The organism is Candidatus Kirkpatrickella diaphorinae (assembly GCF_025736875.1).
Classification (GTDB): Bacteria; Pseudomonadota; Alphaproteobacteria; order Acetobacterales; family Acetobacteraceae; genus Sorlinia; species Sorlinia diaphorinae.
In genome coordinates, this window is record NZ_CP107052.1 from 412,328 (window position 1) to 425,224 (window position 12,897).

The 12,897-nt window shown below is 56.6% G+C and carries 12 protein-coding genes; 6 read left to right on the forward strand and 6 right to left on the reverse strand.

All coding sequences use genetic code 11. The features are described from left to right. Positions 1 to 62: 62 nt before the first annotated feature. The 6 genes from dctA to N5W20_RS01850 all read right to left on the reverse strand — a co-directional run bounded on the left by dctA (position 63) and on the right by N5W20_RS01850 (position 8,433). Positions 63 to 1,337, reverse strand: a complete 1,275-nt coding sequence (gene dctA, locus N5W20_RS01825; RefSeq protein ID WP_319807230.1) for a C4-dicarboxylate transporter DctA — start codon at positions 1,335 to 1,337, stop codon at positions 63 to 65. Positions 1,338 to 1,360: 23 nt separating this feature from the next. After that, positions 1,361 to 2,740: a carbohydrate porin gene (locus N5W20_RS01830; protein ID WP_319807231.1), complete on the reverse strand. Its 1,380-nt coding sequence runs from the start codon at positions 2,738 to 2,740 to the stop codon at positions 1,361 to 1,363. Between the two features lie 341 nt (positions 2,741 to 3,081). Beyond that, complete coding sequence (locus N5W20_RS01835) at positions 3,082 to 4,476, reverse strand: carbohydrate porin (protein WP_319807232.1); 1,395 nt, start codon at positions 4,474 to 4,476, stop codon at positions 3,082 to 3,084. A gap of 345 nt (positions 4,477 to 4,821) precedes the next feature. Next, positions 4,822 to 6,219: a carbohydrate porin gene (locus N5W20_RS01840; protein ID WP_319807233.1), complete on the reverse strand. Its 1,398-nt coding sequence runs from the start codon at positions 6,217 to 6,219 to the stop codon at positions 4,822 to 4,824. Positions 6,220 to 6,405: 186 nt separating this feature from the next. Next, positions 6,406 to 7,338, reverse strand: a complete 933-nt coding sequence (locus N5W20_RS01845; protein WP_319807234.1) for a sugar phosphate isomerase/epimerase family protein — start codon at positions 7,336 to 7,338, stop codon at positions 6,406 to 6,408. Positions 7,339 to 7,482: 144 nt separating this feature from the next. After that, entirely contained in the window at positions 7,483 to 8,433 is a 951-nt protein-coding gene (locus N5W20_RS01850; RefSeq protein ID WP_319807235.1) for a LysR family transcriptional regulator, read from the reverse strand. A gap of 357 nt (positions 8,434 to 8,790) precedes the next feature. On the opposite strand from N5W20_RS01850, the gene N5W20_RS01855 reads away from it, so the two are divergent. From N5W20_RS01855 to rplS, 6 genes are all read left to right on the forward strand, one after another. Continuing rightward, entirely contained in the window at positions 8,791 to 9,285 is a 495-nt protein-coding gene (locus N5W20_RS01855; RefSeq protein WP_319807236.1) for a Spy/CpxP family protein refolding chaperone, read from the forward strand. 134 nt (positions 9,286 to 9,419) lie between these two features. Further along, entirely contained in the window at positions 9,420 to 10,817 is a 1,398-nt protein-coding gene (ffh, locus tag N5W20_RS01860; RefSeq protein ID WP_319807237.1) for a signal recognition particle protein, read from the forward strand. 35 nt (positions 10,818 to 10,852) lie between these two features. Next, a complete protein-coding gene (gene rpsP / locus N5W20_RS01865) occupies positions 10,853 to 11,194 on the forward strand; it encodes a 30S ribosomal protein S16 (RefSeq protein WP_319807238.1) in 342 nt (113 codons plus the stop codon). 88 nt (positions 11,195 to 11,282) lie between these two features. Beyond that, a complete protein-coding gene (rimM, locus tag N5W20_RS01870; protein ID WP_408869411.1) occupies positions 11,283 to 11,780 on the forward strand; it encodes a ribosome maturation factor RimM in 498 nt (165 codons plus the stop codon). Next, positions 11,777 to 12,478 (forward strand): tRNA (guanosine(37)-N1)-methyltransferase TrmD, encoded by a 702-nt coding sequence (trmD, locus tag N5W20_RS01875; RefSeq protein WP_319807240.1) that lies wholly within the window; start codon positions 11,777 to 11,779, stop codon positions 12,476 to 12,478. Before rimM ends, trmD begins: the two co-directional genes overlap by 4 nt. 21 nt (positions 12,479 to 12,499) lie before the next feature. Then, on the forward strand, positions 12,500 to 12,880 hold the full coding sequence (rplS, locus tag N5W20_RS01880; protein ID WP_319807241.1) for a 50S ribosomal protein L19: 381 nt from the start codon (positions 12,500 to 12,502) through the stop codon (positions 12,878 to 12,880). The last annotated feature ends 17 nt before the right edge of the window (positions 12,881 to 12,897 follow it).

The window sequence follows — 12,897 nt, forward strand, 5'->3', positions numbered from 1 at the left end:
CTTCCTTCATGCCCATTATAGGCAGAGACGCGGATAAGAGAAGATTAAACCTTTCGAAAGGCTTATTTTCCTGAGGTCAGGCGGTGCTGCGCGGTGGGAACATCCAATTCACCCTCCCATGACGCGACAATGATCGTGGCGACGCAATTGCCAATCACATTGCCCATGGCGCGACAAATGCCGAGATACCAGTCGACAGACAGGATCAGCACAAGCCCGATGGCAGGGATGACGGGGACGGCGGCCAATGTCGCGGCGAGAATGACAATCGCCGTGCCGGGGACACCATGCGCGCCTTTCGATGTGATCAGCGCCGTGAACATGATCAGCGCCATTTGCCCGATGCTTAGAGATGTCCCCGTGACCTGCGCCAGAAACAACACCGCCATGCCGATATAAATCGATAACGCATCCAAATTGAACGAATACCCAGCCGGGATCACCAGCCCCACCACGTCACGCCGGATGCCCAACGCTTCCAATTTCTGCATGACCTGCGGCAGAACCGCATCGGAGGAAGCCGTTGCCATGACGATCAGAAGCTCCTCCCTGAAATATTTTATGAGGGGGAAGAGGCGCAGGCCGCACAAGCGCAGCACGGTGCCGAGGCACAAAATGATGAAGAGGATCACCGTCACAAAATAAGCCATGACGAGCGCAACCAGGCGCCCCAGCACATGCAGGTCGTAATGCCCAACCGTATAAGCGATGGCGCCAAACACACCGAGTGGCGCGACGCGCACGATCAGACGCATGATCTGAAAGAAGATTTTCGTCAGCGCATCAATCAGGCGTGACACGGGTCGTCCTTCCTCCCCGATGAGGGAGAGGGCCACGCCGAAAATCACCGCAAAAAAGAGAATTTCGATCATTTGGTTGGCGGCAAAAGCCGCGACAGGGCTGCGCGGAATGATGCCGAGCAGAAAAGGCGTGATCCCGCCCTGAATCAACGATTCTGCGCGGTCGGCATAGAGGCGCATATCCGCGCCTGCGAGCGCGTCCGGGTTGATATGCATCCCGCGCCCCGGCCCCAGCAGCCAGGCGGCAAACAGCCCGAAAATCAACGCGAAACTCGTCATGACCTCGAAATAAATCAGCGCTTTGAGTCCGATCCGTCCGACAGACCGCAGATTATCGACGCTCGCGATCCCCTGCACCACGACGCAGAATATGAGGGGCGCGACGATCATAGAAATCAGTTTGATGAAACCATCACTCAATGGTTTGAAAGCCATCGCTGTTTCCGGTGCGGCGCAACCGAGCAGAATGCCCAGTAAGGTAGCCAGAACAATCTGGCCGAAAAGGGCGCGGCAGCAGATTCTGATCAGCTTCATCATTGCAGGAACTCCAGAGCCATGGGCTAAAAATTGACGCGCGCGCGGCCACCAATCACGGTGGCATTCCGGATGCCTTTCTGGGAATTGGGGTGCACGATATATTGAAAATCAGGCTGAAGATCGACGGCGCGATAAAGGTGATAACTATATTGCGCCTCAATAATCATTTCGTAGGATTGGGCACTATAGAGCCCTCCCGGGTAACGGCCATATTGTCCGTAATGAAGCTTCTGACCTGACCGCATCGCATGACTGGCCCACGCATAAGTCACCTGCACGCCGAAACCATCCTTCGGCCGCGCGCGGATTTCACCGACATCTTCAAAGCCGATCGTGGCCTGTTGTTTGAAAATTGAAATATTCGGGTCGGTCCGGGTAAAATTGGCGAAGATAATCAACCCCCCGACATTGGAGGCCGTATTGCGTTTGATCAATTGATCAAATTGCGCCCAGAAGGCGGTGTGACTATGAGACCGCCGTCCGGGAAGCCCGGAAAGGATACGGGCATTGCCAAAATCATCCCAGTAAACATCACGGACCGGTGCATGATCATAATAACCGCCGAGCGCAAAGTGGCTGGGCTTCTCCCCGGCGGCGCCGCCCGGCTGCCATCCGATTTCGAAGGGGAAATTAACGCCATTTGTCCCATGAGTGGACCAATTAAATCCGGAAGCGCCACCATGAGAGCGCGATACTTCAAACGCGCCGACTTGCATGTAAAAAACGGTGACGGGGCGATATCGCACATATCCGCCCCAGTTCGTCTTGCTGCCGGAGTAAAATCCATCCGGGTTGGCGCCGGTCAGCGCGCGCGGCACCCTGCAAATGGCGAGGGAAAGAAACATACAGTAAAGGGGCGATGAATCGAAGAACAGAGATTGATTAGCACGCCCGGCCCCGATCTGCAGGTGATCATTTGCCAGATCCTGCGTGACATAGGCGAATTGCAGCCGCACAAAAGTGCCAATGCGGCCATAAAGCTCCATAATTGAATAAGGGTCTTTATTGAGGCGATCCGCCGAGAGGTCCCGGCCCGAATTGGACACAAAAAGTGTGTGTGATTTCAATCCTTTGAGACCGGCGAGCCTGGCCCAGTCGATTTCGAGATCAATCCCGAAACGTCCTGTATAGGCAGCGCCCTGGGAAAGGCCGCCCGAGACATTGCCGGCAGCTTCCAGCATATAAGCGGGGATGACGTCGATCCCGTGCTTCATCAACCAGTTCCGCCCACCCCACCAGCTTGCTAACAGATGTTCGTGATCGTCCGTAATTTGGGGTGGCCGGTCCTGAACCGGAGGTTGTGCGAGGTCGGACCTTTGTCGGGCACCAAAATCATTGATCTGGGCTTTGGCGCTTTGCGAGACCGTGCTCATCGCAAAAATGCCGATAGAGAAAAACTTCATGCACGGATATTTTCTCAAATCCGGTTTCCCTTTCCCGAAATGATTTGTTATTAAGCTGGATTCTGACAATAAAACTTTTATTTCGTCCAGACTGATCCCCCATATATACATTTACATTAAAGCGAATACGGAAAATTGAAGTTATCTTTCAAATAATATGGTTCGTGCACGTCGGAAGCACCCCGATCATTGGCGCGAAACGCAACGATCCGGTGGCAGAAACGCCTTAAAATAAATATAAAATCATTACTTGTCCAGAACAAGATTTTCAGCCGGGAGGAGATGGCAGATGGCGTCAGGAGATTGCGGCACGCAGCTTCCGGGCCGTCACGGATGTGCAACTAGAAATTGACGCGTGCCCGCCCGCCGATCACGGTGGCATTTTTGATCCCGGCCTGGGAATTCGGGCGCACGATATATTGAAAATCGGGCTGAAGATCGACGGCATGATGCACGTGGTAACTATATTGTGCCTCAAAAATAATCTCATGAGACTGGATGCTGTAAAGACCCGACGGGTAACGACCGAATCGCGTATGTAGAAGCTTCTGCCCCGAGCGCGTTTCATCACTGACCCACGCATATGTGATCTGCACGCCGAAACCGTCTCTCGGTCGGCCATGAATCTCGCCAACATCCTCAAACCCGATTGTGGCCTGCTGTTTGAAAGCTGAAATATGCGGATCCGTCCGCGTGAAATTGCCAAATATGATCAGCCCGCCGACATTGGACGGGGTGTTGCGTTTGATCATATGATCAAATTGTGCCCACATGGCGGTATGGCTGTGCGATTGCCGCCCGGGAAGCCCCGACAGCACGCGCGCCGTGCCGAGATCATCCCAGTAAACGTCATTGACGGGCGCGTTGTCATAATACCCGCCAAGCGCAAAATGGCTTGAGCGTTCACCCACGCTGCCGCCGGGCTGCCACCCGATTTCAAAGGGGAGATTGACGCCGTCCGTCTGACGAAAAGACCAGTTAAACCCGGATGCGCCGCCATGGAGCGGCGTTGATTCAAACGCACCGACCTGCATGTAAAATGGCGTCACGGGGCGGTAACGGATGTAGATCCCCCAATTCGACCGGCCTGTGGAATGAAACCCGTTAGGGTTCGACCCGGTCAAAGTACGCGGCACTCTGCAAATAGCTTTGGAGAGAAACATGCAATACAGCGGGGACGAGTCAAAAAAAAGCGCCTGGTTGGTGCGACCGGCCCCGATTTGCAGGTGACCTTTCATCAGATCCTGCGTGACATAAGCAAATTGCAACTTCACGAAAGTGCCGAGGCGTCCGTAAAGATGCAGGACGGCGTAGGGGTCGTTATTGAGACGATCCTTGGAGAGGTTGCGGCCGGAATTGGACACAAAAAGTGTGTGCGATTTCAGACCCCTGATACCGGCGAGTTTACTCCAATCGATCTCCACATCGACCCAGAACCGACCTGTATAAGCGGAACCATGAGAGAGGCCGCCAGAGACATTGCCAGCAGCTTCGGCCATGTAAACCGGCACAATGTCGATGCCGTGCTTCGTCAGCCATACCCGCCCGCCCCACCAGCTTCTCAGGAGGTGCTCATGGTCATCCGTCGTCAGGGGAGGGCGGTGGCGGACGGGCGGTTGCGCCAGGACAGAACGTTGTCGGGCCTCTATGTCATTGATCTGGGCTTCGGCGCGTTGTGATACCGTGCTTATCGGAAGAAGGCCGAGGAAAATAATGATAATGCACAGAAATTTCATCAAATTCGGTTACCGTTCCCGAAATGACTTATTAATTGATTTTGAGTTTATCCGTAAATATTCTGCTTCGTCCAGAAGGGTCGGACATTTGTATAATTACGTTTCTGTGATTTCATGTAAGTAATTGTGTCACTTGTCATTTTTATTCGTAAATGACGCGGAAAGCTTGTTTGACCTCCATATAAGACTGTTCATCGGGCAGAAAAGCCGATCAAAGCCTCATTCGTCATCATTATCTTTCTGCATGGAAGAGGGGCCCTTGGCGCGCGCCATTGGTCACCTCGCGCGACGCGCATCATCGTCGGCGGGGTCCGGCCTTACCCTTGAGGCACGTGTCGGCGAACGTCAGAAATTCACGCGCGCCCGTCCACCGAAAATGACAGCATTCTTCAACCCGGCTTGTGAATTCGGGTGCACGATATATTGAAAATCAGGTTGAAGATCCACGGCGCGGTAGAGATGGTAACTATATTGCGCCTCAATGATCATTTCATAGGATTGGGCGCTGTATAAACCGGGCGGATAGCGGCCTTTATGGGCGAAATATAATGCCTGGCGCGCGCGCATGGCGTTGCTGACCCATGCATAAGTCACCTGCACCCCAAACCCGTCTCTCGGTCGGCTGCGGATCTCGCCAACATCTTCAAACCCGATGGTCGCCTGTTGTTTGAAAGCGGAGAGGCTGGGGTCCGAGCGTGTAAAATTTCCGAAAACGATGAGACCGCCAATATTTGAGCGCGTATTGCGTTTGATCATATGGTCGATCTGCGCCCAGAAGGCAGTGTGGCCGCGTGAGGTGAGGCCGGGTTGGCCGGTCAGGGCGCGGGGTTGGTTGTTACGGTCCCAGTAGACATCTCCCACCGGCGCCGTATCGTAATAGCCGCCCAGCGCGACATGGCTGGAACGCTCGCCCAGGCCACCACCTGGCTGCCAGCCAATTTCAAACGGAAAATTCACGCCGTTCGTCGCATGGCTCGACCAGTCGAACCCGGAAATGCCGCCATGATTGGGCGAAACTTCGAAAGCGCCGATCTGCACATAAACCGGGCTGACCGGTCTGTAACGCACATAGCCGCCCCAATTCGTCCGAGACTTTGTATAGAACCCGGCCGGGTTGGCGCCCGGCAGAACACGCGGAACAGGACAGATGGAGAGAGACAGAAACATACAGTAGACGGGCGACGTATCGAAGAAAAACCCTTGATTCATCCGCCCTGCTGCGAGTTGCAGATGGCCGCTCATGAGGTCTTCCGTCAGATAGGCGAATTGCAGTTTCACCAATGTGCCGATACGGCCATAAAGCTCCGTGGCGGAATAAGGGTCATGCCCGAGACGGTCAGCAGAAAGGTCGCGGCCCGATTTCGACATGATCAGCGTGTGGGATTTGAGCCCGCGAATACCGCCAAGTTTGCCCCAATCAACTTCAAAATCAATACCGAACCGTCCCGTAAAGGCGGAACCCTGAGAGACGCCCCCGGACGTATTGCCGGCAGCTTCCATCATATAAGCGGGGATGATATCGACCCCGCGATCCAGAAGCCATGTTCGAGCGCCGCCCCAATCTCCGAAAAGGTGACGATGGTCATCGGTGCGCTGCGGCGGGCGGTGTTTAACGGGGGGCTGCGCAAGGTCCGCCCGCTGTCGGGTACCGAAGTCATTGAGCTGCGCGAAAGCGGGGCGCGGCGCCACGCATGTCATTGACAGCCCGATGAGGAAAATCTTTGCACGCGGGAAGTCTGCCAAGAGGGGGCCTTTTCTACAAAGATTCTTGTATGATTAATTAATTCTACGTCGAATCTAAGTTAAAGTCCAGCCAAGCCCATGGCTTTCAGTGAAATATCCGATCACGCTGCACGGCACAAAATAAAAACCGCGCCGAGTTGAAGCCCGACGCGGTGCCAGATAGGCGCTTTGATGACGTTCGAAACGTTATTTCGGCAGGATGCGCCGTAAATATTCACGATTACGCGCGGAAACGCTCAGCCCATCACCTCCATAATGCTCGCACAGGAAAGCACTTTGATAACCCTGCGCGATGGCCATGCGGATGGCCTCCCGATAGCTGATGACGCCGGTTTCCATCGGGGCAGGGGCGGTGACGACAAGCCCGCTATCCTCATCTTCCGTGCGCAGATAGTTTTTAACGTGCCAATAACGCGCATAGGGTGCGAGTTTAACCATCATGTCACGCCAATGCGCCATGGGACGATGAAGGCGGACAAGATTACCGATATCGGCATTGATGCCGACATTGGGCAGGTCAACCTCCTGCGTGAAGCGCACGGCGCTCTCGGCTGAGCCGAGATAGGTATCCTCATAGATTTCCAGGGAAATCCCGATTTTGAGCGCCGCCGCCTGTTTGCCAAGCTCCCTGATGCGGTCGACTGCTTTTTTCCACACGGCAGGATCATCCGGGTCTTTCGGCCCCTGTGTTGTCCAGAACCACAGGGCTTTCTTCTGCTGATCGTTAAATGGGCGTGAAAAACCGATTGACACCTCTGCCGCGCCGATTTCAGCCGCGACGTCAATGACGCGGCGCATATAGGCGAAATGTTCATCACCATGCTCAGGGTCGATGATCGAACGCCGCGCTGTCGTGATGGCCGGGATGGTCAAGCCCTCTCTTTTAACGACATCCAGAAATTCCCGCCGCCGGGAAGGTTCGAGATCCGCAAGTCGGATCCACGAATCTGTCGGGTCGATCTCGGTAAAACCGGCATCCGCGACATCCTGAACGGCAAGGGCCCATTCTTCAGGCCGTTGATCCTGCACGGAGCTTCCGTCCGCCAGAATGTTGGGATATTGATTCATGCCCGCGGCGATCGGCCAGTTATGTCGGTTATAAGGGGGCTTCAGTCCCATCGCGTTTTTCCTCTTCTTCAGATTGCCGCATGATCCCGACCCGATGGATTTTGACTCGGATCGCGGCATTCCACGCCGTCAATGACGTGGGGAGGTCACCAGTTTAAACGCATCCGGCCCGGCTGAAACAGCGTTGGCGGCAGATCAAGAAGTTAAGGTTTGATCAGAATTCCTGATCAAACCAGCTTCGATGGCGTCAGAGAGAAAAGCCGCCGCGGCTGAAAGCGGGCGATCCTTCAAGGTAATCAGAGAGTAGCATCCGAGATGGTCGTCGAGCTGGACGTTCAGGCGGCGAAGCATCTGCGCCTGTTCAAACATCTGTGCGATGCTCGTCGGCATGAAGGCGAGCATCGAACTATGCTGAAGAAGGTCAAGCGACGCAATCATGGATGAGGCCTCAATCGCCTGGCGGGGTGGGGGCAACTGGGCGAGGGCGAAGGTCGCATCAATGGCGCGCCGCAAGGGGCTGTGCGCCTCAGGCAAAATCCATCGTGCGTCCCCTAATGCGGCAAGCTGCAATAATGGCGCGCTGGCGAGGGGATGACGCGGCGCGGCGACGATGCTCAAAGGCTCCTGCGACAGGATGTGGGCCTCAATCTGCGCAGATATGCGCGTGGAGGAGGGGCGGGCCACGATGAAATCAACGCGCCCCGCTTCAAGCGCCTGAAGGAGCGTATCGCTTGACCCGACGGTGAGGGAAACGCTCAATTGTGGGTGCGTGTCGAGCGCCCGCGCAATGACGGGTGAGACATGCTCAGGCAAAGCGGCGACGATGGCGCCGATTCTGACCATCCCCGCCGACCCTGACCGCATGGCGTCCACATCTCGCTGGAGGCGAATAACGTCATTGATCATCAATTGCGCGTGACGAGCGACCATTTCACCCAGCGCTGTCGGCAGGGCGCCCTGAGATGTCCGGCGGAAAAGTGGCGCTTTCAAAGCGTACTCAATCTCCTGAAGGAGTTTTGTCACGGAGGGTTGGGACAAGTTCATGCGCTCTGCCGTGCGGTGCAGATTATGCGTGGCTTCAAGCTCAATGATCAGGCGGAGATGCCGTAATTTAAGGCGGTTCAGCAAGGGATATTGTTCGCGCATGGGTCTCGCTTCGGCGCCGCTTCCGGAAGCGGTCTTCGTTAAATTGTTGCAGGCGCCGACCAGTTGGGGGCGCCATTAATTTGATGGTCACTGCGTTTCTTACTGCCAAGCGTTATATCGCCTCCCTGTGAAAGGTCACGAAAAACCCGTGATCTCACAGCGGCCCGGAGACGTTTTATTTTAACGCTATTCATGTAACGATGCGGGCAGGGCGTAAGAACGTTTTTGCCATCGGGATGATGAACCTGATGATGCGTGGCGATGAAGTCGCCCGAGTTGTCTGCCTGCAACTTGACGTCCATCTTTCAAAATCAGTCGGCCATACAGGCGACCGGCTTTCTCAAAGGGAAATGTCTGATGCCATTCCGTAAAATTTTCTCCAGCCTTGCCGTGGCGACGGTGGCCTGCACCGCCATGCCGGCGATGGCGGTATCGCCTTTACCCCCGCCGCACATGATGCATGCGCCGCCTCTGCCCGCCCTTATCCAGAATCAGGCGCATTTGACGCCTGAGCAGAATGACAGGATCCGTAAGATCATGGACGCCAATCGCGACAAGGTCATGGCCCGTCACGATGATGACCGCGCCCTGGATGACAAGATTTCAGCCGCCTTACTGGTGAAGGGCGATGTCGATAAAAAAGCCGTCGACGACCTTGTGAAGCAGAAAATCGCGCTGCATGAGCAGGCGGAGCAACAGCGCGTGGCGGAGCTGATCGCCATCCATGATGTGCTGACCCCCGACCAGCGTGAAGCCGTGAAAGACGCTTATGATGAGGTCGGTAAATTAACCGCGCGGCTGCGCGACATCATGCCCCCACCTCCACCCCCGCCTCCGCCTCCGGCGCCATAAGGTTTTTTCATCCCGGCTGTCGCATTAGGCTTGACTTGTGACAGCCGGGGCTTTAGGCACCGATCAAATTCTGAAACGTCACTCCGCGAGGGTTCGCGCAGTGGCGCAAAGTCATTTGCAGCCAAAGGGCACACGTGTTCGACTCACTCTCCAGCAAGCTTTCCGGCGTATTTTCGGGCCTTTCCCGGCGTGGTCGTCTCTCTGAAGGCGATGTCGCTGAGGCGATGCGTGAAGTACGTATGGCGATGCTGGAGGCGGATGTCGCGCTCCCCGTCGTGCGTGACTTCGTTGATAAAGTCCGTGAGCGCGCTGTCGGGCAGGAAATCCTTGAAAGTATTTCGCCGGGCCAGGCTGTCGCGAAAATCGTCAATGACGCCCTGATTGAGGCTTTGGGCGGTGCTGGCGCCGCCACGCTGAACCTCTCTGCGGCCCCGCCTGTCGCCATATTGATGGTCGGCCTGCAAGGGTCAGGCAAGACGACGACCACCGGCAAGCTGGGTTTGCGCCTCTCATCGCGGGAGCGGAAACGCGTCCTCCTCGCGTCCCTGGATGTGCAGCGCCCGGCTGCGCAGCTACAGCTCCAGCAACTGGCTGAGCGGGTTGGCGTCACCTCATTGCCGATCCTGGCCGGGCAGTCCCCACAGGAAATCACCCGCCGCGCGATGAAAACCGCGCGTCAGGAAGGGTATGATATTGTCGTGCTGGATACGGCAGGCCGCCTTTCCATCGATGAAGCCCTGATGCAGGAAGTCCGCGAAATTCGTGAAATCGCGGGCCCGGCCGAGACATTGCTGGTTGTCGATGCCATGACCGGGCAGGATGCGGTCAATACGGCGCAGCATTTCAATGAGGCTGTCGGTGTCACGGGTGTCGTGATGTCGCGCATGGATGGCGACGCGCGTGGCGGCGCCGCGCTTTCCATGAAGGCCATGACCGGCGCGCCCATCAAATTTGTCGGGATGGGTGAGAAACCCGAAGCGCTGGAAGAATTCTACCCGGAACGCGTCGCGGGGCGCATCCTTGGCCTCGGCGATATTGCCGGGCTCGTCGAGAAAGCCTCCGAAACGCTGGATCAGGAGGAAAGCGAGCGCGTCGCCAAGAAGATGCTCGCGGGTAAGTTCGACCTCGATGATTACGCTTCCCAGATCCGCCAGATCGGCAAGCTTGGCTCCGTCTCGAATATTCTCGGCATGTTGCCGGGGGCCGGTAAACTCAAGGAAAAACTGGGTGATCGGGATCTCGACACCACGATTTTCAAGCGGCACCAGGCCATGATCTCCTCCATGACGAAGGCGGAGCGCAGGACGCCCGCCATCATTAAAGCGTCACGGAAAAAGAGGATCGCGGCCGGCTCCGGCACCACGGTGCAGGAGATCAATAAAATGCTCAAACAGTTTGATGACATGTCCACCATGATGAAGCGCCTTAATAAAATGGGCCTCGCGGGCATGAAGCAGATGCTGTCAGGGATGATGTCGGGCAAGGGAAATCCCAATATGCCCGGTGGTTTCGGCGGTTTGCCACGCCGGTAACGTCAAAATTTCACACTTCAGGAGTTGATTGAAGCATGAGTCTTAAAATTCGTCTTGCACGCGCTGGCGCCAAAAAGCGCCCTTATTACCATATTGTCGTGGCTGACAGCCGCAGCCCGCGTGATGGCCGCTTCATTGAAAAAGTGGGCGCCTATAACCCGATGCTGCCGTCAGACCATGCTGAGCGCGTGCGTCTTGATGATGCGCGTATCCGTCACTGGCTTTCAAACGGGGCGCAGGCGACGGATCGCGTGGCGCGTTTCCTCGGCCGTGCCGGGATCATCGACATGCCGAGCTGGAATGAGCAGCCCAAGAAATCCGCCCCGAAAAAGCGTGCGCAGGAGCGTGCAGCCGCCAAGTCTGAGGCCGCGGCCTGAGCCTTAAGCCCGATAGCGACTGACGATGACACGTGCACCGCAAGCTGAGAGAGAGATACATGTTGCCACCGTGGGGAGACCACACGGCGTGCACGGACGTGTCCATCTTTTAGCATTGACGGAAGACCCGGCTACGCTGGAGGCGCTCTCACCCCTCAGGGATGAGGCGGGCCGACTGTGGCAGGTGCGCTGGGTGAGCCATCACATTGCTGAACTCGGCGACCCGGTTGAAGGGCCGCTGCAAAGCCGGGAGGATGCAGCGCGCTGCGTTAATCTCAAACTTTACGCGCTGCGGACGCAGTTTCCCCAGGCGGATGAGGATGAGTTCTACCACGCGGATCTTATCGGCATGGACGCTTTTTCACCATCAGGTGAGGCTTTGGGGACGGTGGTGACGGTCCATGATTACGGCGCGGGCGTCAGCCTCGAAATCGTGCAGGGGCGTCAATCACATGTGGTGCCCTTCACGCGGGCCTGCGTGCCGCACATTGATATGTCACAGGCACGGCTTGAAATCATGTTGCCTGCGGAAATCGAGGTGGAGGGCGACCTGTCCAACGATGCTGAAGTGGTTGTGCGACAATGACGTGGCAGGCGGATATCATCACGCTTTTTCCGGAATTATTTCCGGGCCCTCTGGGTATTTCCCTGACGGGCAGGGCGCTTGAGAAGGGGTTATGGGCCTGCACGGCGCATGATCTCCGCCCTCACGGGAAGGGACGTCATCACGCCGTGGATGACACGCCTTACGGTGGCGGGGCGGGGATGGTGATGCGCCCCGACGTGGTGGCATCGGCGCTTGATGCGCTGCCCGGCGACGGGCGGCCGGTCATTTACCCGACGCCGCGCGGGCGTCCCTTTTCCCAACGTGATGCAAAGCGTCTGGCGGCGGGAAGCGGGGTGGTCATTCTTTGCGGACGTTATGAAGGTGTGGATGAGCGTGTGCTTGAAGCCCGGGGAGTTGAACAGTTCTCAATCGGTGATTTCGTCCTCTCCGGCGGTGAAATCCCGGCCTGCGCGTTGCTTGAAGCCTGTGTGCGCCTGCTTCCCGGCGTCATGGGCTCTTCCGACAGTGCGACGGAGGAGAGTTTCGAGAATGGCCTGCTCGAATATCCGCATTATACCAAACCGGCGGAATGGGAGGGGTTGAGCATCCCCTCTGTGCTTCTGTCCGGTAATCATCGTGACATCGCGGCGTGGCGGCATGACCAGTCGCAGCGAATCACCCAATCGAAACGTCCGGATTTATGGGCGCAATATGCGTCCCGGAAACCCGGTATCTAAATTGTTACCAAGGAGACCATCATGAATACGATCCAGCAATATGAGGCGCGCGAGATTGAGCGCCTGACCGCTTCCCGCGCCGTTCCCGAGTTTCAGGCCGGTGACACGGTGCGCGTCGGTGTGCGCGTTGTTGAAGGCACGCGTGAGCGCGTCCAGGCTTATGAAGGCGTTGTGATTGCGCGCTCCAATAAGGGCCTCAACAGCAATTTCACCGTGCGCAAAATCTCAAATGGTGAGGGTGTGGAGCGCGTATTTCCGCTTTACTCGCCGAATATCTCCGAGATCACCGTTGTGCGTCGCGGCAAGGTCCGTCGCGCGAAGCTCTACTATCTTCGTGATCGCAGCGGCAAGTCAGCACGTATTGCCGAGCGCCCCCGGGATGTGGCAAAACCGGCTGAATAATCTTAAACAGGAGTAAA